The organism is Pseudomonas sp. VI4.1 (assembly GCF_002029345.1).
In the GTDB taxonomy this organism is placed as follows: domain Bacteria; phylum Pseudomonadota; class Gammaproteobacteria; order Pseudomonadales; family Pseudomonadaceae; genus Aquipseudomonas.
The window spans coordinates 1-24,869 of record NZ_MULM01000158.1 but is presented as its reverse complement, the minus strand read 5'-3'; the positions used below and the strand labels follow the sequence as shown (position 1 = coordinate 24,869).

At 59.1% G+C, this 24,869-nt stretch carries 21 protein-coding genes, 1 other RNA gene and 1 pseudogene; 13 read left to right on the top strand and 10 right to left on the bottom strand.

The genetic code is table 11. The features are described 5' to 3' along the window. Window positions 1-13: 13 nt before the first annotated feature. From carA to grpE, 5 genes and pseudogenes are all read right to left on the bottom strand, one after another. The gene (carA, locus tag BZ163_RS17235) at window positions 14-1,150 is read right to left on the bottom strand and encodes a glutamine-hydrolyzing carbamoyl-phosphate synthase small subunit (RefSeq protein WP_128871917.1); all 1,137 of its coding nucleotides are present in this window, start codon (window positions 1,148-1,150) and stop codon (window positions 14-16) included. A gap of 258 nt (window positions 1,151-1,408) precedes the next feature. After that, window positions 1,409-2,212, bottom strand: a complete 804-nt coding sequence (gene dapB, locus BZ163_RS17230; protein ID WP_128871916.1) for a 4-hydroxy-tetrahydrodipicolinate reductase — start codon at window positions 2,210-2,212, stop codon at window positions 1,409-1,411. A gap of 10 nt (window positions 2,213-2,222) precedes the next feature. After that, a complete protein-coding gene (dnaJ, locus tag BZ163_RS17225) occupies window positions 2,223-3,347 on the bottom strand; it encodes a molecular chaperone DnaJ (protein WP_128871915.1) in 1,125 nt (374 codons plus the stop codon). Between the two features lie 297 nt (window positions 3,348-3,644). Beyond that, a pseudogene (dnaK, locus tag BZ163_RS17220) lies at window positions 3,645-5,560 on the bottom strand (molecular chaperone DnaK). A gap of 102 nt (window positions 5,561-5,662) precedes the next feature. Beyond that, window positions 5,663-6,226 (bottom strand): nucleotide exchange factor GrpE, encoded by a 564-nt coding sequence (grpE, locus tag BZ163_RS17215; protein ID WP_128871914.1) that lies wholly within the window; start codon window positions 6,224-6,226, stop codon window positions 5,663-5,665. 241 nt (window positions 6,227-6,467) lie between these two features. Between grpE and recN the strand changes: the two genes are divergently transcribed. Then, window positions 6,468-8,141: a DNA repair protein RecN gene (gene recN / locus BZ163_RS17210; RefSeq protein WP_128871913.1), complete on the top strand. Its 1,674-nt coding sequence runs from the start codon at window positions 6,468-6,470 to the stop codon at window positions 8,139-8,141. Between the two features lie 75 nt (window positions 8,142-8,216). On the opposite strand, the gene fur is transcribed toward recN, so the two are convergent. Further along, the gene (gene fur, locus BZ163_RS17205; protein ID WP_003197684.1) at window positions 8,217-8,621 is read right to left on the bottom strand and encodes a ferric iron uptake transcriptional regulator; all 405 of its coding nucleotides are present in this window, start codon (window positions 8,619-8,621) and stop codon (window positions 8,217-8,219) included. Between the two features lie 97 nt (window positions 8,622-8,718). On the opposite strand from fur, the gene BZ163_RS17200 reads away from it, so the two are divergent. Then, the gene (locus BZ163_RS17200) at window positions 8,719-9,246 is read left to right on the top strand and encodes an outer membrane protein assembly factor BamE (protein ID WP_128871912.1); all 528 of its coding nucleotides are present in this window, start codon (window positions 8,719-8,721) and stop codon (window positions 9,244-9,246) included. Between the two features lie 65 nt (window positions 9,247-9,311). Here the strand turns inward: BZ163_RS17200 and BZ163_RS17195 are convergent, their stop codons facing one another. From BZ163_RS17195 to BZ163_RS17185, 3 genes are read right to left on the bottom strand one after another with little or no spacing between them, the layout of a single operon-like run. Continuing rightward, window positions 9,312-9,626 carry an RnfH family protein gene (locus BZ163_RS17195; RefSeq protein WP_128871911.1) on the bottom strand — a complete coding sequence of 105 codons (315 nt, stop codon included), beginning with the start codon at window positions 9,624-9,626 and terminating at the stop codon, window positions 9,312-9,314. After that, window positions 9,619-10,053, bottom strand: coding sequence for a type II toxin-antitoxin system RatA family toxin (locus BZ163_RS17190; RefSeq protein WP_128871910.1), 435 nt, complete (start codon window positions 10,051-10,053; stop codon window positions 9,619-9,621). The genes BZ163_RS17195 and BZ163_RS17190 overlap by 8 nt, the downstream gene beginning before the upstream one ends. Before the next feature lie 7 nt (window positions 10,054-10,060). Then, window positions 10,061-11,464, bottom strand: a complete 1,404-nt coding sequence (locus BZ163_RS17185) for a sodium-dependent transporter (protein ID WP_128871909.1) — start codon at window positions 11,462-11,464, stop codon at window positions 10,061-10,063. A 118-nt stretch (window positions 11,465-11,582) separates the two neighbouring features. On the opposite strand from BZ163_RS17185, the gene smpB reads away from it, so the two are divergent. After that, window positions 11,583-12,065 (top strand): SsrA-binding protein SmpB, encoded by a 483-nt coding sequence (gene smpB / locus BZ163_RS17180; protein ID WP_123405120.1) that lies wholly within the window; start codon window positions 11,583-11,585, stop codon window positions 12,063-12,065. Between the two features lie 143 nt (window positions 12,066-12,208). On the opposite strand, the gene BZ163_RS17175 is transcribed toward smpB, so the two are convergent. Further along, window positions 12,209-12,976: a GntR family transcriptional regulator gene (locus BZ163_RS17175; RefSeq protein ID WP_128871908.1), complete on the bottom strand. Its 768-nt coding sequence runs from the start codon at window positions 12,974-12,976 to the stop codon at window positions 12,209-12,211. A gap of 262 nt (window positions 12,977-13,238) precedes the next feature. Between BZ163_RS17175 and BZ163_RS17170 the strand changes: the two genes are divergently transcribed. The 10 genes from BZ163_RS17170 (at window position 13,239) to BZ163_RS17125 (ending at window position 24,310) form a co-directional block, all read left to right on the top strand. Continuing rightward, window positions 13,239-14,933 carry a lactate permease LctP family transporter gene (locus tag BZ163_RS17170; RefSeq protein WP_128871907.1) on the top strand — a complete coding sequence of 565 codons (1,695 nt, stop codon included), beginning with the start codon at window positions 13,239-13,241 and terminating at the stop codon, window positions 14,931-14,933. A gap of 150 nt (window positions 14,934-15,083) precedes the next feature. Beyond that, window positions 15,084-15,908: a (Fe-S)-binding protein gene (locus BZ163_RS17165; RefSeq protein ID WP_128871906.1), complete on the top strand. Its 825-nt coding sequence runs from the start codon at window positions 15,084-15,086 to the stop codon at window positions 15,906-15,908. Continuing rightward, window positions 15,905-17,359, top strand: a complete 1,455-nt coding sequence (locus BZ163_RS17160) for a LutB/LldF family L-lactate oxidation iron-sulfur protein (RefSeq protein WP_128871905.1) — start codon at window positions 15,905-15,907, stop codon at window positions 17,357-17,359. The genes BZ163_RS17165 and BZ163_RS17160 overlap by 4 nt, the downstream gene beginning before the upstream one ends. Then, window positions 17,359-18,030, top strand: coding sequence for a lactate utilization protein C (locus tag BZ163_RS17155; RefSeq protein WP_128871904.1), 672 nt, complete (start codon window positions 17,359-17,361; stop codon window positions 18,028-18,030). Before BZ163_RS17160 ends, BZ163_RS17155 begins: the two co-directional genes overlap by 1 nt. Beyond that, window positions 18,027-20,837 (top strand): FAD-binding and (Fe-S)-binding domain-containing protein, encoded by a 2,811-nt coding sequence (locus BZ163_RS17150; protein WP_128871903.1) that lies wholly within the window; start codon window positions 18,027-18,029, stop codon window positions 20,835-20,837. The genes BZ163_RS17155 and BZ163_RS17150 overlap by 4 nt, the downstream gene beginning before the upstream one ends. Window positions 20,838-20,966: 129 nt before the next feature. After that, complete coding sequence (locus BZ163_RS17145; protein WP_128871902.1) at window positions 20,967-21,242, top strand: hypothetical protein; 276 nt, start codon at window positions 20,967-20,969, stop codon at window positions 21,240-21,242. Between the two features lie 298 nt (window positions 21,243-21,540). After that, a complete protein-coding gene (locus BZ163_RS17140; protein WP_128871901.1) occupies window positions 21,541-21,819 on the top strand; it encodes a hypothetical protein in 279 nt (92 codons plus the stop codon). A 95-nt stretch (window positions 21,820-21,914) separates the two neighbouring features. Continuing rightward, window positions 21,915-22,308, top strand: a transfer-messenger RNA (tmRNA) gene (ssrA, locus tag BZ163_RS17135). 184 nt (window positions 22,309-22,492) lie between these two features. Further along, on the top strand, window positions 22,493-23,749 hold the full coding sequence (locus tag BZ163_RS17130; RefSeq protein ID WP_128871945.1) for an integrase domain-containing protein: 1,257 nt from the start codon (window positions 22,493-22,495) through the stop codon (window positions 23,747-23,749). Between the two features lie 69 nt (window positions 23,750-23,818). After that, window positions 23,819-24,310 carry a transposase gene (locus BZ163_RS17125; protein WP_128871900.1) on the top strand — a complete coding sequence of 164 codons (492 nt, stop codon included), beginning with the start codon at window positions 23,819-23,821 and terminating at the stop codon, window positions 24,308-24,310. Window positions 24,311-24,869 lie beyond the last annotated feature (559 nt).

Below are 24,869 nucleotides of genomic sequence, written 5' to 3'. Positions count from 1 at the left end.
TCAAGGCGAGCGATCAGCGTCGCTTGGCCATTTCGTTGATGAAGCGATCGAACAATGGCGCTACGTCGTTCGGGCCAGGGCTGGCTTCAGGGTGACCCTGGAAGCTGAAGGCGCTCTTGTCGGTAAGCTCGATGCCTTGCAGGGTGCCGTCGAACAGCGATTTGTGGATCGCGCGGACGTTGCCTGGCAGGGTCGCGTCGTCTACCGCGAAGCCGTGGTTCTGACTGGTGATCATCACCACACCGCTGTCCAGGTCCTGGACCGGGTGGTTGGCGCCGTGGTGGCCGTGCCCCATTTTCAGGGTCTTGGCGCCGGCGGCCAGGGCCAGCAGCTGGTGACCGAGGCAGATGCCGAACACCGGGATGTCGGTTTCCAGCACGTCCTTGATCGCCTGGATCGCGTAGTCGCAAGGCTCGGGGTCACCCGGGCCGTTGGACAGGAACACGCCATCCGGATTGAGCGCCAACACGTCAGCCGCTGGCGTTTGCGCCGGCACCACGGTTACGCGGCAACCGCGCGCCACCAGCATGCGCAGGATGTTCAGCTTGACGCCGTAGTCGTAGGCAACCACGTGGTACGGCAGCTCGGAGGCATCGATGGTCGCATGGCTGTCGGTTTTCAGATCCCAGACCGTCGAGCGCCATTCGTATTGCTCTTTGGTGCTGACGACTTTCGCCAGGTCCATGCCCTTGAGGCCAGGGAAACCTTGCGCGGCGGCGATGGCCGCTTCTTCGGAAATGTTGTCACCGGCCATGATGCAGCCGTTCTGCGCGCCTTTCTCACGCAGGATGCGCGTCAGTCGGCGAGTGTCGATACCGGCGATTGCCACCACATTGTTGGCTTTCAGGTAATCGGACAGCGACAGCTTGTTACGCCAGTTGCTCGCCACCAGTGGCAGGTCACGGATGACCAGGCCAGCGGACCAGACGCGATCGGACTCGGCGTCTTCCGGCGTGGTGCCGGTATTGCCGATGTGCGGGTAAGTCAGGGTAACGATCTGTTGGGCGTAGGAAGGATCGGTAAGGATTTCCTGATAGCCGGTCATGGCGGTGTTGAACACCACCTCACCAACGGTTTGACCGTCGGCTCCAATGGCTTCGCCGCGAAAAATGCTGCCATCAGCAAGGGCGAGTATGGCTGGCTTAGTCAAGAAGACCTCCCGTAAATAAAGCCTGAAAGGGCGATCGCAGGTTGTAAAAAAGCGGAGTGACGTATGGACACGTCACCCCGCTTCTTCACCGAATAATTCTGCGCGCTTTTAGTGGACACACTAAAGCTGTAGCTTACAGAAAAAGGCATTTTTGGTCTACCGCCAATGAGCCCAAAAGGCCGGAGAATGCGACAGGACGTCGCTGGCGGGGTAAAACCGGGTCCAAACGCTGAGTCCGGACCCGATTTCGGGCGCATCTTACCGCAGGTCGAGCACGTCTTGCATGTCGTAAAGGCCTGGACCGCGTCCGTCCAGCCACAATGCAGCACGAACCGCACCCTTGGCGAACGTCATGCGACTGGAAGCCTTGTGCGTGATCTCGACACGCTCACCGTCGGCGGCGAACAGCACGGTGTGATCGCCAACGATGTCACCGGCACGCACTGTGGCGAAGCCGATGGTTTCGCGAGCACGGGCACCGGTCTGACCTTCACGGCCGTACACCGCCACCTTCTTCAAGTCGCGACCCAACGCATCGGCAATCACTTCCCCCATGCGCACGGCAGTCCCCGACGGCGCGTCGACTTTATGCCGGTGGTGGGCTTCGGAGATTTCGATATCGACGTCGTCACCCAACACACGGGCAGCCGTGTCGAGCAGCTTCAGGCACAGGTTGACGCCGACACTGAAGTTGGCGGCGAAGACGATAGGAATGTCCTTGCCCGCCTCGGCCAGCAACTGCTTCTCTTCAACGCTGAAGCCGGTGGTGCCGATGATCATCGACTTCCCGTGCTTGCGGCAGAACGCGAGGTTCTTCAGGGTCACCGTCGGGTGCGTGAAGTCGATCAGCACGTCGAACTCGTCGACCACCCGTCCCAGATCACCGGACAGCGGCACGCCGATACGACCCAACGCCGCCAACTCGCCGGCATCGGCACCGACCAGTGAGCTGTCCGGGCGATCCACCGCCGCCGTCAGACCGGCACCCGGCGTTTGCTGCACGGCTTCGATCAGGGTTTTGCCCATGCGCCCGGCGGCGCCCATCACTGCAATACGTCGCATGCCTGTCTCCTTACAAATCGCCGAAGAAGCGCTTTACGCCTTCGAACCAACCAGTGGTTTTCGGCGAATGACTGTTATCGTCCGCCAGCGAGCTACGGAACTCTTCCAGCAGTTCGCGCTGGCGACGCCCCAGGTTGACCGGGGTTTCGACCGCCACGCGACACATCAGGTCACCGGCACCGCCGCCTCGCACTGGCGCGACGCCTTTGCCGCGGACACGGAACTGCTTGCCGGTCTGAGTGCCCTCGGGGATCTTCAGTTTGACCCGACCATCGAGGGTCGGAATCTCCAGTTCGCCACCCAGCGCCGCGTCGACAAAGCTGATCGGCACTTCGCAGAACAGGTGTTTGCCGTCACGCTGGAAGATCGCGTGCTCGCGCACATTGATCACCACGTACAGGTCGCCGGTCGGGCCACCCTGTGCACCCGCCTCGCCTTCGCCGGACAGGCGAATGCGGTCACCGGTATCGACGCCGGCCGGCACTTTCACCGAGAGCGTCTTGTACTCTTCGACACGGCCTTCGCCGTTGCAGGAATCGCACGGGTCGGAAATGATCTTGCCCTGGCCATGGCAGCGCGGGCAGGTCTGCTGCACCGAGAAGAAGCCCTGCTGCATGCGGACCTGGCCGATACCGCCACAGGTCGGGCACGTGACAGGCGAAGAGCCTTTCTTGGCGCCCGAGCCGTCGCACGGCTTGCAGTTGACCAGTGTCGGAACGCGGATATTCACGGTGGTACCGCGCACCGCCTCTTCCAGGTTCAGCTCCAGGGTATAACGCAGGTCGCTGCCGCGCTGAGCGCCGCCACGGGAACCGCCGCGACCGCCACCGAAGAAGTCGCTGAAGACATCACCAAAGATGTCGGAGAAGTTCTGGCCGCCAAACCCGGCACCGCCGCCGCCCATGCTTGGATCGACACCGGCATGGCCGTACTGGTCGTACGCCGCGCGCTTGCTGGAATCGGACAGCACTTCGTAGGCCTCGTTGGCCTCCTTGAACATCTCTTCCGACGCTTTGTCATCGGGATTACGGTCCGGGTGGTGCTTCATCGCCAGGCGACGGTAGGCCTTCTTCAGGTCCGCTTCGCTTGAGCCGCGCTCAACACCCAATACTTCGTAATAGTCACGCTTTGCCATAAGTCTTTGCACTCTTAAGGACGTTCGGCAAACCCCTCCTGAGCCTCGCCAAACTCGTTGAGCCCCAATACAGGCCCGGACCCAACTCACGTCAATTCAACGATCCTGGTCTTTGATTCGATGCGGTACTTGCGGCTCGAAAAGCAGGAGCATCCTCGGCCATACCATCAACATCCGAACGTTGTCGCATGCTGTAAAAATTCGCTAACTCCAGACACGCCAACGCGGGAGCAAGCTCCCGCGCGGCGACATCCTACCAGTCACCGCCTGAAGGCAGTCAACCGGGCGACCAACAACTTACTTGTGGTCTTTGACTTCTTCGAACTCGGCATCCACGACGTCGTCGGCTTTTTCAGCTTTTTCGTCGTTCGGTGCCGCACCTTCAGCCGGCTGAGCCTGCTCGGCGTACATTTTCTGAGCCACTGGCGCGGAGACTTTGGACAGCTCTTCAACCTTGGCGTCGATAGCAGCCTTGTCGTCGCCTTTGATGGCGGCTTCCAGGGCAACTACTGCAGCTTCGATAGCAGTCTTCTCTTCAGCGGTCACTTTGTCGCCGGCATCAGCGACCATTTTACGCGTCGAGTGCACCAGGGCGTCGCCCTGGTTGCGGGCGCTGGCCAGCTCTTCGAACTTGCGGTCTTCCTCGGCGTTCACTTCAGCATCACGAACCATCTGCTGAATTTCTTCCTCGGACAGACCGGAGTTGGCCTTGATCACGATCGACTGAGTCTTGCCGGTGGCCTTGTCTTTCGCGCCGACGTGCAGGATGCCGTTGGCGTCGATGTCGAAGGTCACTTCGATTTGTGGCACGCCACGTGGTGCTGGTGGAATCTCGGCCAGGTCGAACTTGCCCAGGGACTTGTTCTGGGCGGCTTGCTTGCGCTCACCTTGCAGCACGTGAATGGTCACCGCGCCCTGGTTGTCGTCGGCCGTCGAGAACACTTGCGATTTCTTGGTAGGAATCGTGGTGTTTTTCTCGATCAGCGCAGTCATCACGCCACCCATGGTTTCGATACCCAGGGTCAGCGGGCTGACGTCGAGCAGCAGCACGTCTTTCACGTCGCCGGCCAATACCGCACCCTGGATAGCAGCACCCATGGCAACGGCTTCGTCAGGGTTGACGTCTTTACGTGCTTCTTTACCGAAGAAATCGGTGACCAGCTTCTGAACCAGTGGCATACGGGTCTGACCGCCGACCAGGATCACGTCGTTGATCGCGCCAATTTCGATACCGGCGTCTTTCATTGCAATGCGGCAAGGTTCATGGTGCGTTGAACCAGGTCTTCAACCAGCGCTTCCAGCTTGGAACGCGAGATTTTCACGTTCAAGTGCTTTGGACCGGTCGCGTCTGCGGTGATGTACGGCAGGTTCACGTCGGTCGACTGGCTCGAGGACAGTTCGATCTTGGCTTTTTCAGCCGCTTCTTTCAGGCGCTGCATCGCCAGCGGATCACCTTTGAGGTTCATGCCGCTTTCTTTCTTGAATTCGTCGACGAGGTAGTCGATCAGACGAATGTCAAAGTCTTCACCGCCCAGGAACGTGTCGCCGTTGGTGGCCAACACTTCGAACTGGTGCTCGCCATCGACTTCAGCGATTTCGATCACGGAAACGTCGAAAGTACCGCCGCCCAGGTCATAAACGATCACGGTGTGATCGCCTTTGGCCTTGTCCATACCGTAAGCCAGCGCAGCTGCGGTCGGTTCGTTGATGATACGTTTAACGTCCAGGCCCGCGATGCGGCCGGCATCCTTGGTGGCTTGACGCTGGCTGTCGTTGAAGTAGGCCGGAACGGTGATCACCGCTTCAGTCACTGGCTCGCCGAGGTAGTCTTCGGCGGTCTTCTTCATCTTCTTCAGAATTTCAGCCGAGATTTGTGGCGGTGCCATTTTCTGGCCGTTCACTTCAACCCAGGCGTCGTTGTTGTCAGCCTTGACGATCTTGTAAGGGACCATCTGGATGTCTTTCTGCACGACTTCTTCGTCGAAACGACGACCGATCAAACGCTTCACCGCATACAGGGTGTTGTGCGGATTGGTCACTGCCTGACGCTTGGCGGACTGGCCAACCAGGATTTCGCCATCGTTGGCATACGCCACGATCGAAGGGGTGGTACGCGTGCCTTCGGCGTTTTCGATGACTTTGGCTTTGCCGTTTTCAAGAATGGAGACGCAGGAGTTGGTAGTCCCCAGGTCGATACCGATAATTTTGCCCATGTTCACTCTCCCGAAATTTTGGATTTGGATGCCGCAGCAGTGGTGGCTAACTGTGGTAGCACTTAAACGCTTGACTTCTAAATGGGGGCCTTGCGGCTAATTTCAAGCCTGCTCGTCAATAGAAGGCGAAACTGGCGCAGGCACTTTGCTGACCACAACCATGGCCGGGCGCAGCAGGCGGCCGTTGAGCTGATAGCCCTTCTGAAACACCTTGAGCACGCTGTTCGGCTCGACGTCGGCGCTTTCCTGCATGGCCATTGCCTGATGCTGCGATGCATTGAAGGGCTCGCCTTCAGGGTCGATCACTTCCAGCTGATAACGCTTCAGGGTGTCCTGGAACATTTTCAGGGTCAGTTCGATACCTTCACGCATCGGACGAATGTTTTCGTCGTCAGGGCTGGACAACTCCAGGCCACGCTCGAGGCTGTCGATGATCGGCAGCAGGTCACCGGCGAATTTCTCCAGGGCGAACTTGTGAGCCTTCTCTACATCCTGCTCGGCGCGACGGCGGACGTTCTGCAGATCAGCCGCTACACGCAAAGCCTGATCATGCGCACCAGCCAATTGCTCTTCGAGCACTTGTACACGAGCCGCCAGCTCATCACCCTCCTGGGCAGCCTGGTCGGCGTCTAGATTTTGCGTATCCACTGTCTGTTCGTCAGCCATAGATTTCTCCTTTCAATATCGTCCGCGAGCTCAACTCGCGCTTCTGCCCCGATATATGGGGCCGCAAATTCGAGCTTCAAGGGCCGCTCGCTGATTAACCCTACAAAAAACAGCTGCATTGTCATTCCCGGTCGCACTAAGGATTTCATCGGCCCAAGCAAATCGAGCTAACGAGGGCCATTGTCAGCCAGAATCAAAACACTGTATAAATAACCAGACCTAATGCCTGGGAGCGGCCTTTATGCTGGTGCACCTGTCCGTACACAACTACGCCATCGTTGAACATCTCGATCTCGAACTCGATCGCGGGATGAGCGTGATCACAGGGGAAACCGGCGCCGGCAAGTCGATCATGCTCGACGCCCTGGGCCTGACCCTGGGCGATCGCGCCGACAGCGGCGTGGTCCGCCCCGGCGCCGACAAGGCCGATATCCTGGCCACCTTCGACCTGGTCGACATTCCGGAAGCCAGCACCTGGCTGGCCGAGCGCGACCTGGAGAGCGACGGCCCGTGCATCCTGCGCCGGGTGATCACTGCCGAAGGACGCTCGCGGGGCTACATCAACGGCACCCCCTGCCCGCTTGGGGACCTCAAGGCCCTGGGCGAGTTGCTGATCGATATCCACAGCCAGCACGAACACCAGTCCTTGCTCAAGACCGACACCCACCGCCGCCTGCTCGACGAGTACGCCGGCGCGACGGACCTTGCCCGCCAGGTGCAACTGGCCGCCCAACGCTGGCGCCAGACGCGCCAGGAACGGGATCGCCTGTCCAACTCCGGCGACGAGCAGCGCGCTCGTCACCAGCTGCTCAGTTATCAACTCGAGGAGCTGGAAAACCTCGGTCTCGGTGAAAACGAGCTGGAGCAACTCGAGCAAGAGCACAAGAACCTGACCAACGCCGAAACGCTGCTGGGCATCTGCCGGCAGGTGGTCGAACAATGCAGCGAAAGTGATTCAGGCAATGTCCTGAACGCGCTCACCGCCAGCCTCAACCGCCTGTCGAGCGTGAACAACTCGATCGGCGCCCTGGGCGAAGCCAGCAGCCTGCTGACCAGCGCACAAATCCAGGTCGAGGAAGCCGTGGGTGAACTGAACCGCTTCCTCGATAACTTCGACGCCGACCCGGCGCGTCTTCAGTACCTGGAAGAACGGCTCGACGCGATTTACACCATGGCGCGCAAACATCGCATTCAACCGACCGAGGTCGCGGAGATGCAACAGCGCCTGCTGGATGAAATCGAAACCCTGAATGCCAACGACGAATCCATCGAACGACTGAGCGATGAGCTGGCGTCCTACGCCCGTCATTATCAGGAGAAGGCCCGGGAACTGAGCGACCTGCGCCATCAAGCCTCAAGCAGCCTGGCCAGCGCCGTGGAGCAGGAAATCCAGCGACTGGGCATGCCGGGGGGGCGCTTTACCATCGAACTGCGACCCAACAGCAGCGATGAATTGCTGCCCAACGGTCTCGAACAGGTAGAACTGCTGGTGAGCGCCAACCCGGGGCAGCCGCTCAAAGCCCTGGCAAAAGTGGCCTCCGGTGGCGAGCTGTCACGAATCAGCCTGGCGATTCAGGTCATCACCGCGCAAACCTCGCGCGTACCGACCCTGGTCTTCGACGAAGTGGACGTGGGTATTGGCGGCCCGACTGCCGAGATTGTCGGCCAGTTGCTGCGTCGTCTCGGTGAACGTGGGCAGGTGCTGACAGTGACCCACTTGCCGCAGGTAGCGGCGCAAGGTCATCAACATCTATTTGTGCACAAGGTGCGCGGCGAGGACGCAACCCGCACGGCGGTCTCCAAGCTGAACAAGAATGATCGCATCGAAGAAGTGGCGCGAATGCTGGGCGGTATCGATCTGACCAAGGAATCCTTGGCTCACGCGAAAAAAATGGTCGTCATTGCAAAGATTTAGCCATGGCAGATAGCACGAAGGCGACCCTGGGGTCGCCTTCGTTCGTTTCGCGAACCTCAAGTTCGCGTGACATGCTTACTTTTTCTTGCGCACGTACAGTACAAGGTTGTGATCAACCATCTCGAAGCCATACTTGTCGACGATTGCCTTCTGCAGTCGCTCGATTTCTTCATCGAAGAATTCGATCACTTCGCTGGTTTCGACGTTGACCATATGGTCGTGATGCTTGCCGTCATCCAGCTCGAAGACCGCATGGCCTCCGTCGAAGTTGTGCCGCACCACAAGGCCAGCTGCCTCGAACTGGGTCAGAACACGGTAAACCGTGGCCAGACCGACGTCCTCACCAGCTTCCATCAGTGCCTTGTAGACGTCCTCGGCACTCATGTGGCGTTGCTCGGCGGAATCGAGCATTTGCAGAATCTTGACCCGTGGAAGGGTCACTTTGAGGCCGGCTTTGCGTAGTTCGCTATTTTCAACCATGGTCAGCTTTCTCGCGATGCTGCTTCGCAGCTTCTCTTAATGCGGGTATGATCGGCGTTTACGTTGTCCCAGCCAAGATAGTGGAAGTCGCCCACCGATGCAAAACACCAAGCTCTTGCTAACCAGTTTCACCTTTGTGGGACTGCTCGCACTCGCCGGTTGTTCATTCCCCGGGGTTTACAAAATCGACATCCAGCAGGGCAATGTCGTCACGCAGGACATGATAGACCAGTTACGCCCGGGAATGACCCGTCGGCAAGTACGGTTTATCATGGGCAACCCCCTGCTGACTGACACGTTCCATGCCGATCGCTGGGATTATCTCTATAGCCTGCAACCGGGTGGCGGTGAACGCCAACAGGAACGCATTAGCGTTATCTTCAACCCAAATGACCAACTTGTCAGCCTCTCCGGTGATTTCATGCCGGGCATGAGCCGAGACGAAGCCATTCTTGGCAAGGACAGCGGCACCAGCGTGACCGCACCTGCAGAAAATGCCGAGAAGCCGAAACCGGAAAAACCAGTCAAGCCAGGCTCGTTGCTGGATCAGATCCAGAAGGACGTCGACGGCGTAGAAACCGTTCCGGTCCCGACGCCACAACCGCTGGACACCTCGCCGCAATAATAATTGCGAGGCAATAAAAAACCCGGCATGTCCGGGTTTTTTTTATCGCCTGGCGTTTATCCGCGTCACTGATTCCGCGCCTTGGCCTCGGCCGCCTTGGCGGCGCGCAGCCGACGAATTTCTTTCGGATCGGCCAGCAGCGGCCGATAAATTTCGATGCGATCCCCTGCCTGAACTGCACGACTGTCCGGATCGAGGATCACCTTTGCGAAGATCCCCACAGGACAATTGGCCAGATCCAGTTCCGGAAACTCCTCGCCGATACCCGACTTCTGCAAAGCTGCTCGCACTGTAGTCCCCGCAGGCACCGTCACAGCGAGCAGCACCTGACGATCAACGGCGGCATACACCACCTCGACCTCCATCATTGCCTCAACCATGCATCTGCCTGGCCCGCTGGCAGAACGCATCCACCAGCGTATTGGCCGCCTGATTGAACAACGGCCCCAAGGTCGCGCGAATGATCGGCCCGGCGTAATCGAACGACAGATCCAGGCTGATCTTGCACGCCTTCTCGCCCAGCGGCTTGAACACCCACACGCCGTGCAGCTGAGTGAACGGACCTTTTTCAAGGTTCATTTCGATCGACTGTCCGGGCACCAGGGTATTGCGCGTCACAAAGTGCTGACTGAGCCCGCCCTTGGCTACGCCCACACTGGCGCGCATGTGCTCGGGGGAGCTTTCAAGGACTTCGGCCGACGAGCACCACGGCAGGAACTCCGGGTAACTCGCTACGTCGTTGACCAGGTCATACAGCGCTTGCGCGGGGTACGGCAGCAGGGCCGAACGTTGAATGTGTGTCGTCATGTCAGCGTCACTTCCACAGCTGGGCGGCAAACACTACGAGAATGCCGATGGGCGCCACATAGCGCATCAAGAACAGGGACAGGGCGAACAACGTCGGGCTGCGGATCGACAATTCGTCGCGTACCGCTTCCCGACCCATCACCCATCCCGCAAACACCACGAAACATAATCCACCGAGTGGCAACATGATTCGCGAGGTGAAGAAATCGATCACTCCGAAGAAGTCCAGGCCACCGGCCGCACCCCATTGGTAGAGATGGAACATCCCGCCTTCGTTCACGAAAAACTTGGCTTGCTTCCAGATATTGAAGGAAAAGACCGTGCCCAGGCCGACAAACCAGCAAGTGAATGCCAACCAGAACGTCACCCAGGCGCGCCTGACTTTAGTGCGCTCAACCAGGTAAGCCACCATCGGTTCGAGCAAGGAAATCGCCGAACTCCAGGCGGCAATCGCCACCAGTACGAAGAACACTACGCCCATCAACTGGCCGAAGGCTACGTTGCCAAAGGCAAATGGCAGGCTGACGAACATCAGCCCCGGCCCTTCGCTCGGGTTCAGGCCCGCGGCAAACACAATCGGAAACAACGCCAGGCCCGCGACCAGGGAAACGAACGTATCCAGCAGCGCCACGCCGACGATGGTGCCGGAAATAGACGAATCCTTCGGCATATAGGCGCCATAGATCATGATCGAACCAACGCCCACGCTCAGGGAAAAGAACGCGTGTCCCATGGCTGGCAGCAAGCCGTCCAGGACTTTTTCCGGGTGGAAGTCGAACATGAAATGCACGCCCTCCATGAAATGGCCGGTGGTCATGCTGTAGCCCAGCAACACCAGAATCATCACGAACAGCAGCGGCATCATGATGCGCAGGCTGCGCTCGAGGCCGGCCACCACGCCCTTGGCGATCACGATGGCGGACAGCAGCATGAAAATCGTGTGCCAAAGTGTCAGGCGCCATGGATCGGCGATCACATTGCCGAAATACGCGCCAACCTGGTCTGCCGTCGCCCCCTGAAAATCACCGCGCCCCATGTCGATGATGTAATCCAGCGACCAGCCGCCGACCACACTATAGAACGACAGGATCAGCAGCGCCGTGATCATCCCGGCGAAAGCCCCCCAGGACCACTTCGCCGAATGCCCCGCTTCGAGCGCCAACACCTTCAAGGCATTGGCCGGGCTCTGCCGGGCGCGACGGCCGATCAGGGTTTCCGCCAGCATGACCGGCACACCGATCAGCGCGATACAGGCCAGGAACATCAGCACGAAGGCGCCGCCGCCGTAGACGCCGACCATGTACGGGAATTTCCAGATGCTACCCAGGCCCACGGCCGAACCGGTCGCGGCGAGTATGAAGACCCAGCGGCTAGCCCAACTGCCGTGGACAGAAACCTTGTCTGTCGACATCGTTATCACGCCCAAGCGTTCAAAAAAGAGGCCGCATTGTCCGGGATTCAATCAACCTGCTCAAGCACGTAGCGATACCGTAGCCGACTAGCGAGTAACTCCCTATAATGCCGCCCCTATGGCTAAACAGAAGAAACACCCAACAGGGACCATCGCGCAAAATAAAAAGGCGCGACACGATTACTTCATCGAGCATAAGTTCGAGGCTGGTCTGGTCCTGGCCGGCTGGGAAGTAAAAAGTCTGCGGGCAAGCAAGCTGCAACTGGTTGACAGTTACGTGCTGCTCAAGGATGGCGAAGCCTGGCTGCTTGGCAGCCACATTACGCCGCTGATGACCGCCAGCACCCACGTCATCGCCGATCCGACCCGCACCCGTAAATTGCTGCTCAACCGACGCGAGCTGGAAAAGCTGGCCTCGGCCGTGCAGCAGAAAGGCTACGCCTGCGTGTGCCTGTCCTGGTACTGGAGCAAGCACATGGTCAAGTGCGAGATCGCTCTGGGCAAGGGCAAGAAGGAATACGACAAGCGTGATACCGAACGCGAACGCGACGCCGGTCGCGAGTTGCAGCGTGCGGTGCGGAACAAGGGCAAGGAAGATTGATCTTCCAGCCTTGAGGTCCCCATCGCGGGCAAGCCCGCTCCCACAGGGTTCCGGGTTTGCCGCAAACATATCGGCGTCCACGGACCTTGTGGGAGCGGGCTTGCCCGCGAATGCAATCGCATAAACGATACAAAACCCACTGACTACATCCCCTTGCGCCGCTCCGCCCGAGCCATGCGCTGCACTTCCTGACGCACCTCCTCCAGCACTTCCTGCACATACAAAATGTGCCGGCTGGAGACTTCCCGCGCCTGCTCCGCCCTGCCTTCGATAATCGCCAGGTACAACTCCCGATGCTGTGAAATCAGCATGTCGCGGGTTTCGGTGCGTTGCTTGTACATCCCGCCGATGTTGGTCACCACATTGCGCTTGAGCAGATCGAACAGCCCGCGAATCGTGTGCAGCAACACCGCGTTGTGACTGGCTTCAGCGATCGCCAGATGGAATTTCGCATCCGCTGCGCCCTCTTCCGCACGGCTCACCTCATCGTGGCGCGTGTAGCAGTCCTGCAATTCGTTGAACGCCGTAGCCAACCGTTCGCGATCGACATCCGTGGCACGCAACGCTGCGTAATAGGCGCAGGACGCTTCCAGGGTGTGACGAAACTCCAGCAGGTCGCGCTGGGCTTCAGGGTTGCTTTCCAGCAGATGCAGCAGCGGATCACTGAACGTCGATCCCAGCGACTCCACCACATAGTTGCCGCCCCCCTGGCGACTGACCAGCAAACCCTTGGCCGCCAGTTTCTGAATCGCTTCACGCAACGAAGGGCGTGACACACCAAACTGCTCGGCCAACGTCCGTTCGGCCGGCAGACGCTCGCCCGCCTTCAGCGTGCCCTCGAGGATCATCCCCTCGAGCCGCTCGACTATATCGTCAGACAAACGGCGCTGACGTATCTGATCAAACCCCATAACTCACTTCTCCACGGTCCCGGCAGCTCGCCGGGCCTTCTATTCTGGCCGATCGGCGCTGAATCGGCACCCTGGCAGATGGCATTGGACCGACCGCATCAGACGACTGCGCGCCGGGTATTCGACAAAAGTTGCAGGGTGACAAATTGACACGCCGCCCATAAGGCTTTTACCCTAGCCAACAGCGATTGTAAATTGGTATTACCAATTAACCAAGAACGCTGACCAGTGCCTGACCAACAACAATTAGGGGCCACCCCATATGCAAACCTGGCAACAGCTCTATAGTCCGCTCGGCAGTCTCGGCCTTTCCGCGCTCGCGGCCGTCATCCCCATCGTGTTTTTCTTCCTGGCCTTGGCCGTGTTCCGCCTCAAGGGGCATGTGGCCGGCAGCATCACTCTGGCCTTGTCCATCGCGGTGGCCATCTTCGCGTTCCAGATGCCGGTCGACATGGCGTTCGCTGCCGCCGGCTACGGGTTCGCCTATGGCCTGTGGCCGATTGCCTGGATCATCGTCGCGGCGGTGTTCCTCTACAAACTCACGGTCAAGAGCGGCCAGTTCGAAGTGATCCGCAGCTCGGTGCTGTCGATTACCGATGACCAGCGCCTGCAAGTGCTGTTGATCGGCTTCTGCTTCGGTGCGTTCCTGGAAGGTGCCGCCGGTTTCGGTGCGCCGGTCGCGATTACCGCCGCACTGCTGGTGGGATTGGGTTTCAACCCGCTGTACGCCGCAGGCCTGTGCCTGATCGCCAACACCGCACCGGTCGCATTTGGTGCCCTGGGGATCCCGATCATCGTCGCCGGGCAAGTCACTGGCATCGACGCGTTCAAGATCGGCGCCATGACCGGCCGTCAATTGCCGCTGCTGTCGCTGTTCGTGCCGTTCTGGCTGGTGTTCATGATGGACGGCTTGCGCGGCGTGCGGGAAACCTGGCCGGCAGCGCTGGTGGCGGGCCTGAGCTTTGCCATCACCCAATACCTCACCTCCAACTTCATCGGCCCGGAACTGCCGGACATCACCTCGGCCCTGGCCAGCCTGATTTCCCTCACCCTGTTCCTGAAAGTCTGGCAGCCGAAACGTGCCGCAGGCCAACACATCGTCGGCGCCGTCTCGGCTTCGGTGGTGAGCGCCAGCGCCGGCGGTTTCGGCCTGCCGCGCAGCACCGTGGCGTCGCCCTACAGCTTCGGTGAAATCCTCAAGGCCTGGTCGCCGTTCCTGATCCTCACCGTGCTGGTCACCATCTGGACATTGAAACCGTTCAAGGCAATGTTCGCCGCTGGCGGCTCGATGTACAGCTGGGTGTTTAACATCGCCATCCCCCACCTGGATCAGTTGGTGATCAAGGTCGCACCGATCGTGACCGCCCCGACGGCCCTGCCGGCGGTGTTCAAGCTCGACCCGATTTCCGCGACCGGTACAGCGATCTTCTTCTCGGCGCTGATCTCGATGCTGGTGCTGAATATCAATGTCAGAACTGGTCTGACCACTTTGAAAGAGACCTTCTACGAGCTGCGCTGGCCGATTCTGTCCATCGGCATGGTGCTGGCGTTTGCCTTCGTCACCAACTACTCGGGCATGTCCTCGACCATGGCCCTGGTACTGGCAGGCACCGGCGCGGCGTTCCCGTTCTTCTCGCCGTTCCTCGGCTGGCTGGGCGTGTTCCTGACCGGTTCCGACACTTCGTCCAACGCCCTGTTCAGTTCGCTGCAAGCGACCACTGCGCACCAGATCGGCGTCAGCGATGTGTTGCTGGTTGCGGCGAACACCAGCGGTGGCGTGACCGGCAAGATGATCTCGCCACAATCGATCGCCGTCGCCTGCGCCGCGACCGGGCTGGTGGGCAAGGAATCGGATCTGTTCCGTTTCACCCTCAAGCACAGCCTGTTCTTCGCAACGATCGTCGGCCTGATTACCTACATCCAGGCCTATTGGCTCACCGGCATGCTGGTGCACTAAGTACTACACGAAAAAAGCAAAAACCGACGCCGGACCACGATTCCGGCATCAGCTATTCACAACCCGGTCTGTAAGGCTGCTGAAAGCTTGCCTCTCTATATTCAGCAGCCTCAACAGACGGATAACCGGGACCACCCGGAGACACGCCTGATGAGCGAGCTTTTTTACAACGCTGTGCCGAATGCGACCCGCGTCGCCCCGCCACTGTCCGAGCCTCGGCAATACCCCAGCGAGAAACCATCACGGGTCTACCTGTTCGGGACCTGCGTGGTGGATTTGTTCTACCCCGAAGCCGGGATGGATGCGATCCACTTGCTGGAACGCGAAGGCATTCGTGTCGAGTATCCGCAAGGGCAAAGCTGCTGCGGGCAGCCGGCCTACACCTCGGGTTACACCGAGCAGGCGAGGACCGTGGCACGCTCGCAACTGGCGCTGTTTGCCGGGGATTATCCGGTGGTGGTGCCGTCAGGTTCTTGTGCGGGCATGTTGCGCGAACATTACGCCGACTTGTTCAAGGACGAGCCGGACACGCTGAAACAGGTTCAGGCCCTGGCTGCCCGAACTTATGAACTGGCCGAATTCCTGCTGTTTGTCTGCAAGGTGCAGCTCAAGGACAGTGGCGAGCCAGTCAAAGTCGCGTTGCACACCTCGTGTTCGGCGCGGCGTGAGATGAACACCCACCTGCATGGCCGCGAGCTGTTGGCGCAGCTAGGCAATGTGGAGCGAGTCGATCACAGCCACGAAAGCGAATGCTGTGGCTTCGGTGGGACTTTCAGCGTCCGTATGCCAGACATTTCCGGCGCGATGGTGGCTGACAAGACCCGCTCGTTGAAGGAGTCCGGCGCGCACCAGGTACTCAGTGCCGACTGCGGTTGCCTGATGAACATCAATGGCTCGCTGGAGAAACAGCAGGAAGCGTTACGCGGCCAACACCTGGCCAGCTTCCTTTGGCAGCGAACCGGAGGTGTTCTATGAACGCCTCCGCGATTATTCCTACGGTCGCCGTAGAAGAAGATTTTCGCACCCGGGCTCACGAGGCTTTGGGTGACAAGCAATTGCGAAACAACTTTCGCACGGCGATGGATTCACTGATGACCAAACGGGCAGCGTCCTTCAGCGATGCCCATGAAAGAGAACATTTGCGAGCGCTGGGCAATGCCGTCCGCGCCCGTGCGTTATCCAAGTTGCCCGACCTGCTCGAGCAGCTTGAACAAAACCTGACCCGCAACGGTGTGACAGTGCACTGGGCGGAAACGGTGGACGAGGCCAATGGCATCGTCTTGTCGATCATCCGCGCTCACGAGGGGCGGCAAGTGATCAAGGGCAAATCGATGGTCAGCGAAGAGATGGAGATGAACCATGTCCTCGCTGAACAGGGCATTGAATGCCTGGAATCGGACATGGGCGAGTACATCGTCCAGCTCGACCACGAGAAGCCTTCACACATTATTATGCCGGCGATCCACAAGAACGCCGGTCAGGTCGCGTCCTTGTTCCACGACAAACTTGGCGTGGAGTACACCAAGGACGTTGACCAACTCATTCAGATCGGGCGCAAAGTCTTGCGCCAGAAATTCTTCGAAGCGGACATCGGCGTCTCCGGCGTCAACTTCGCCGTGGCCGAAACCGGCACCCTGCTGCTGGTGGAAAACGAAGGCAACGGACGCATGACCACTACGGTGCCGCCGGTGCACATCGCCGTCACCGGCATCGAAAAAGTCGTGGAAAACCTGCGCGATGTCGTGCCGCTCTTGTCGCTGCTGACCCGCTCGGCCCTCGGCCAGCCGATCACCACCTACGTCAACATGATCTCCGGCCCGCGCAAGGAACACGAACTCGACGGCCCGCAGGAAGTGCATTTGGTCCTGCTGGACAACGGTCGCAGCCAGGCGTTTGCCGACAGTGAATTGCGCCAGACCCTGAACTGCATCCGCTGCGGTGCCTGCATGAATCATTGCCCGGTCTACACTCGAATCGGCGGTCACGCCTATGGCGAGGTTTACCCAGGGCCTATCGGAAAAATCATCACCCCGCACATGGTCGGCCTGGCGAAAGTCCCCGATCACCCGAGCGCGTCGTCCCTGTGCGGTGCCTGTGGTGAAGTCTGCCCGGTGAAAATCCCGATCCCCGCCTTGCTGCGACGCCTGCGGGAAGAGAACGTCAAAGCGCCGGACAGCCCGCATCAAGTCATGCGCGGCCAGGGCAGCAAGTACTCGCGCAAGGAACGCTTTATCTGGAACGCCTGGGCCAGGCTCAACAGTTCGCCGACGCTCTATCGCCTGTTCGGCTTCTTCGCCACTCGCTTGCGCGCCCTCGCGCCGAGCAACGTCGGTCCGTGGACGCAAAATCACAGCGCACCGAAACCCGCTGCCCGCTCACTGCATGACATGGCCCGCGAGCATCTGGCCAAACAGGGAGACCGTTGATGAGCGCCAAGCAAACTATCCTCGCCAAGCTGCGCAAAAGTCTGACAGGCACCACGCCGGTGCCTGACGAGTTCGACGTCGAACTGGTGACCCAGCCCTACACCTACACGCCCGAACAACGCATCCCGCAACTGCGCAAACTGATGGAAGCGGTGCACACCGAAATCCATCTCACGACCGACGCCAGCTGGCCCGAGTTGCTGGCCCAATTGCTGCGGGAGCGTCAGCTGCCGAACCTGCTGATCGCGCCGACTACGCCCCATGGTCAAAAGGTCACTCAACACTGGGCGAAAAATCCCGGGCTGCCGACACTCAAGTCCTACGACCGTCCGGTTGAAGAATGGAAAGCCGAGCTGTTCAACGACACCGCGGCCAGCCTGACCACCACCCTCGGCGCCATCGCCGCGACCGGCAGCCTGATCCTCTGGCCGACGCGGGAAGAACCGCGCCTGATGAGCCTGGTGCCGCCGGTGCATTTTGCCCTGCTCAAGGCCAGTGAAATCCGCGACAACTTCTATCAGGTGCAGCAGGAATTCCAATGGGCCCAAGGCATGCCGACCAACGCGCTGCTGGTGTCCGGCCCATCGAAAACCGCTGACATCGAACAGGTCCTGGCTTACGGCGCCCACGGCCCGAAAGACCTTGTGGTGCTGATCCTGGAGGACCAATGAGTCTACCGACGGCTTTTCTGCGAGATGCACAGCAACTGATTCCCCAGGCACGCCGTTTCGACGACCCGTTGTCGACCCTGGCCTTCGGCACTGACGCCAGTTTCTATCGGCTGATTCCGCAACTGGTGATTCGTGTCGAGTCCGAAGACGAAGTGGTGGCGCTGCTCAGACTCGCGCAACGGGATCAGGTCCCGGTGACCTTTCGCGCCGCGGGTACCAGCCTGTCCGGCCAGGCCATCAGCGATTCGGTGCTGATCGTGCTGGGGGATAACTGGAATGGTCGCGAAATCCGTGATCAGGGCATGCAAATCCGCCTGCAACCGGGCGTGATCGGCGCTCAGGCCAACGCCTGGCTGGCACCGTTCGGCCGCAAGATCGGCCCGGACCCGGCCTCGATCAACGCCTGCAAAATCGGTGGCATCGTCGCCAACAATGCCAGCGGCATGTGCTGCGGCACCGCGCAAAACACCTATCACACCCTGGCCGGCATTCGCCTGGTGCTGGCCGACGGCAGTCGGCTCGACACCGAAGATGCGGCCAGTGTTGCCGCGTTTCGCGACAGCCACGCTTCGCTGCTTGAACGCTTGGGGGCTTTGGGCCGCGAGACCCGCGCCAACGCTGAACTGGCTGCAAGAATCCGCCACAAATACCGTCTGAAAAATACCACCGGCCTGTCACTCAACGCCCTGGTGGATTTCGACGAGCCTGTGGATATCTTGAGCCACTTGCTGGTCGGTTCCGAAGGCACCCTCGGCTTCATCAGCGCGGTGACCTACGACACCGTGATCGATCACCCGAACAAGGCGTCGGCGCTGATTGTGTTCCCCGACGTGGAAACCTGCTGTAACGCGGTGACTGTGCTGAAAAGCCAGCCGGTGTCCGCCGTGGAACTGCTGGACCGTCGCAGCCTGCGTTCGGTGCAGGACAAACCCGGCATGCCGGCTTTCGTACAACACCTGTCGAACAATGCCTGCGCGCTGCTGATCGAATCCCGCGCCGCCTCGTCCACCTTGCTGCACGAACAACTGACGCAAATCATGGCGTCGTTGACCTCGTTCCCTGTGGAGAAACAAGTCGACTTCACCGAAGACCCGGTGGAAAACGCCCGGCTCTGGGCGATCCGCAAGGACACCTTCCCCGCCGTCGGCGCCGTGCGTAAAACCGGGACCACGGTGATCATCGAAGACGTGACCTTCCCCGTGGAACAACTCGCCGCCGGCGTCAACCGCTTGATCGAGCTGTTCGACAAACACCACTACGACGAAGCGATCCTTTTCGGACACGCCCTGGAAGGCAATCTGCACTTCGTCTTCACCCAAGGCTTCAACAACCCGGAAGAAGTCGCACGCTATCAGGCGTTCATGGACGACGTCGCACAGTTGGTGGCGGTGGAGTTCGGCGGCTCGTTGAAAGCCGAACACGGCACCGGCCGCAACATGGCGCCCTTCGTCGAACTGGAGTGGGGCAGCGACGCGTACCAATTGATGTGGCAGCTCAAACGCCTGCTCGATCCCAACGGCATTCTCAACCCGGACGTGGTGCTCAGTGAAGATCCGCAGATCCACCTCAAGCACCTGAAGCCACTGCCGGCCGCCGACGAGATTGTGGACAAGTGCATCGAGTGCGGCTTCTGTGAGCCGGTCTGCCCCTCGAAAGGCCTGACCCTGAGCCCGCGCCAGCGCATCGTCATCTGGCGGGACATCCAGGCGAAGAAACGTGCCGGGGTGGACACCACAGAACTTGAAGCGGCCTACGAATACCAGGGCATCGACACCTGCGCCGCGACCGGCCTCTGCGCGCAACGTTGCCCTGTAGGCATCAATACCGGCGACCTGGTGAAAAAGCTGCGCAGCCGTAACGCGACCCATACGAAAACCGCCAACTGGCTCGAAGGCAATTTCGCCAGCGCATTGCAAGGCGCACGTTTCACCCTGCACGTGGCCAACGGCGCGCGGATGCTGTTGGGCGCGCCACGACTGGCGAAACTCTCGGCCACGCTGACGCGATTATCCAAAGGCCAGGTCCCGCAATGGACCAACGCCATGCCGCAACCGGAAAAGGCCATTCGCTTCAGCCCGAGCGTGTCGGACCAGCGCCCGCGGGTGGTGTACCTGGCGGCCTGCGTGTCACGGGTCATGGGGCCCGCGGCCGGTGATCAAGAGCAGATGTCGTTGTACGACAAAACCCGTGGCTTACTGGAAAAAGCCGGTTACCAAGTGGTGTTTCCAGACAACCAGGACAGCCTCTGCTGCGGTCAGCCCTTCGCCTCCAAAGGCTACGCCGAGCAGGCCGAACACAAACGCCAGGAGCTGATCGGCGCGTTGCTGCACGCCAGTCGTGGCGGGCTCGACCCGATCTACTGCGACACCAGCCCCTGCACCTTGCGCCTGGTTCAGGACCTGGGCGAAGTTCGGCTGGACCTGTACGACCCCGTGCGTTTCATCCGCACGCACCTGATGGATCGCCTGGACTTCACCCCCCAGGAAGCGCCGATCGCGGTGCATGTCACCTGCAGCACCCAGCACCTGGGCGAAAGCAAGGCACTGATCGATCTGGCACGCAAATGCAGCCGGAACGTGGTCATTCCCGAAGGCATTCACTGCTGCGGATTTGCCGGTGACAAGGGCTTCAGCACACCGGAGCTGAACGCTCACGCCTTACGTACGCTCAAGGATGCCGTGCAGCACTGCAGCGAGGGGATTTCTACCAGCCGCACCTGTGAAATCGGCCTGACCCAACACGGCGGAATCGACTACCACGGGCTGGTGTACCTGGTGGACCGGGTCACCCGGGCGAAGGCGACCTGAAGAAAAAATAGAACCCTGACGCACCGCCGCAGTCCACTGATCAAGCCCCGCAAAACGCGGGTCTTCCCCACACTCGGCAGCCCGTCCTGATGGCCAGCGAGACTGGACCCTCAGCTCAAGGAGATACACATGAAACGTTCTGTACTGTTAGGTCTGTTCGTTACTGCTTCCATGATGGCGTCCACCTCGTTTGCCGCTGAAGACCTCTGTGCGGTCAACTTGAAAACCATCGAAAATGCCAAGGCACAGATTTCTCCAGAGATGACTGATCAGGTGGCGGCCTCCGTCAAGAAAGCCCAAGCCGACCACGCATTGGGCACCAAGAAAGGCACTGAAGATTGCATCGCCGAGACTACTCAGACCATTCAGGATATTCAGAAGTCCAGTGACGGTGGCAAACAATAACCCAGCAAAATGCCAACCTTCGGGTTGGCCTTACGGGAATTGTTGGCTCTACCCAGATACGAAGCACACCAAAACCCGCCAATTTGCGGGTTTTGTTGCATCTGGGGGTTGGGTAATCCTCTATAGTGCCATTGCGCCTATCAGACAGCTTTTTCATAGCCCTTTTTTCAACAACCGAATTCCTGCGCAGCGCCGTAGTCTTTTAAGTAGGCCCCATCAATCGTGGCTGGTTTTCCCGACCTCGGCCGAGCCCCCGCCCATACGGCAGCACCGAGACCATCAGCTCAAGGAGATCTCCATGAAACGTACCGCACTCGCTGGTCTGTTCATTTCTGCTGCAATGTTGGCCGCTCCCGTTTTTGCTGCAGACAACAACCTGTGTACGAGCAAGCTGCAAGAGCTCAAAAGCAAAGTGAATTCACTGCCAGCGAACTCCAACAGCACCACAATGGAGATCAAGCGACTGATGTCCAGCGCCGAAGCGTCCCAAGCCGCCGGGGACGACAAAAAATGCGTCACCGAGGCCACCCAGGCATCGGCACTCGCCGACCAAGTGCGCAACCAGCCCACCCCATAATCTGCGGTGGCCAACCTTCGGGTTGGCCTTCTCGCGCGCGTTGGCGTACACTACGCAGGCTTGTTGCTCACCATGATTCACAGAGCAACAGGCTCGGGGCCGTTTAGGATTCGACGCCGGTTGCGAAACTTTAGGTGCATGCCGAGTTGGTAACAGAACTCGTAAATCCACTGTTGCAACTTTCTATAGTTGCCAATGACGAAACCTACGGGGAATACGCTCTCGCTGCGTAAGCAGCCTTAGCCCTTCCCTCCTGGTACCTTCGGGTCCAGCAATCATCAGGGGATGTCTGTAAACCCAAAGTGATTGTCATATAGAACAGAATCGCCGTGCAGTACGTTGTGGACGAAGCGGCTAAAACTTACACAACTCGCCCAATGCACCCTGCCCTTCGGGTCGCTGAGGGTTAACTTAATAGAAACGGCTACGCATGTAGTACCGACAGCGGAGTACTGGCGGACGGGGGTTCAAATCCCCCCGGCTCCACCAACTTTACATCTAAAGACGTCCACGGACGTCTTTTTTTGTGCCTGAAATCCAGTAAATACGGGGCTTTAAGCTCCACCTGCGTCCACGGGCATCCGTGAGCAGCCACGCTTTCTGGCATTCCAAATGGCATTCCAAGCCCAATAGTGCTAATTTTTGGAATGCCAAATCCCATCCTGGAATGCCAATGTGCGCACAAGCTACTCGCCTCTCTGAGCTCAAAATCAAATCTGCCAAGCCTTCTGAGAAGGACTACGTCCTGTTTGACGGTGGCGGCCTTCAAATGCGAGTGAGAAGCAATGGTTCTAAGCTGTGGAACTTCAACTATCGACACCCTGTGACGAAGAAGCGAATCAACATGGGCTTAGGTACCTTCCCTGAAGTCTCTTTAGCGCAGGCACGAAAGGGTTCCATTGCAGCGAGAGAAGTACTAGCCCAAGGTCTCGATCCTAAAGATCAACGAGACGCGGTGCTGCAAGCAAAGCAAGCTGAAACGGAGCACACCTTTCAGAATGTTTCGACGTCTTGGTATGAACTGAAGAAGGATGCAGTGACACCAGCTTATGCCGAGGACATCTGGCGCTCGTTGACGTTGCACGTTTTTCCGGATTTGGCCACTACACCGATCTCAGCCATCAGCGCACCACAAGTCATCAGCCTGCTTCGACCACTCGAAACCAAGGGCAGCCTTGAAACCGTTAAGCGGCTATCACAGCGCCTTAACGAGATCATGACCTACGGGGTCAACTCGGGACTGATTCACGCGAACCCGCTTAGTGGAATTCGCTCTGTCTTCAAGAAGCCGAAAAAGAAGAACATGGCGGCACTTGCTCCCGATGAGCTTAAAGAACTCATGGTGGCAATTGCCAATGCCAGCATAAAACGAACTACGCGCTGCCTGATCGAGTGGCAGCTCAATACCATGACCCGCCCAGCAGAAGCAGCTACCACCTGCTGGGCCGACATCGACTTTGATAAACGTATCTGGACGATCCCAGCTGAACGCATGAAGAAACGACGCGCACATATCGTGCCGCTCACAGATCAAGCCTTGGCATTGCTGGAGGCAATCAAACCCTACAGTGGACATCGGGAGTACGTGTTTCCTGCAGACCGGAACCCTCGAACCCATTGCAACAGCCAGACTGCCAACATGGCACTTAAGCGCATGGGCTTTGAAGGTCGCCTGGTAAGTCATGGTATGCGCTCAATGGCAAGCACCATCCTCAACGAACACGGCTGGGACCCTGAGTTGATTGAGGTGGCGCTCGCCCACGTCGACAAGGACGAGGTTCGCAGCGCCTACAACCATGCGGACTACATCGAGCGTAGACGCCCGATGATGGCCTGGTGGAGTGAGCACATCCAGGAAGCAGCGACGGGCAATCTGTCGGTATCAGCTATCAAGGAGAATCGGGACAGAAAAGTCGTCTCGATACGCTGATCAACAAACACCCCCTCCATGTCAGGATAGTTGTCGCTTCTTCATAGATGGAGGGCGTAGGACTGTCACATGAAACAACGCCGCTATTCGGCAGATGAGAAAGCTTGGGTGCTGGAGCAAATGGCTCCTCCCATCAGCCGTACTGTGGTTGAGATGGCCAAGCAAACGGGGATTACTGAGGTCACATTGAGGTATTGGCGTAAAGAGGCCAAGGCCCAAGGAGTGCAGATGCCGGAGACAGGTAAGCGTAATGGGCGCTGGAACAGTGCCGATAAATTCAAGGCAGTGCTGCAAACCGCTACGATGAGCGAAGCAGAGGTCTCCGAATATTGCCGCAGCTCTGGTATTTTGCCCGCCGACCTGGTCTTGTGGCGCCTAGCCTGCGAGAAGGCCAATACTCCCGCGCAGCAGGAGCCTGCCAAAGATATTCCATCGATGCAGCGGATCAAGGAGCTGGAACGCGAGCTACGACGCAAGGACGCGGCGCTGGCAGAAACGGCAGCACTATTGGTGTTGAGAAAAAAGGCCAATGCGATCTGGGGCACGGGCGAGGACGAATGACCAGCGTCTCAGATCGCAGAAGTGTTCTTGCGTTGATTGATACTGCGGTGCGAGCAGGCGCACGTCAGAGTGCTGCTTGTAACGAGTTGGGCGTCTGCATTCGTACGATCCAGCGCTGGCATCACCAGTTGCAGGATGGCAGACCCGGTGCATGCCGTTCAAAACCTGCCAACAAACTCAGCGACAGTGAGCGTTTGGCCGTGCTGCAAGCTGCCAACCGACCGGACTGCGCTGGCTTAACCCCGCATGAGATCGTCCCTAAATTGGCAGACGAAGGCGTGTACCTGGCTTCTGAATCGACGTTCTATCGTGTGCTCAAGTCTGCCGGGCAAGCCCATCGTCGAGGACGCTCGCGCAAGCCAAAAGCTCGACCGTTGACGACTCATCGTGCAGACGGCCCTAACCAAATCTGGTGCTGGGATATCACTTGGCGTGTGCCCGGAGTTCAGGGTGAGCATGGATGCTCAAATGAACCACGAGTCTATCTGGAATGTTGAACTGGGAACTCATGATGAGGAACCAAACACCCCATCGACTGTGACGGTGGTGAGTCTGAGCG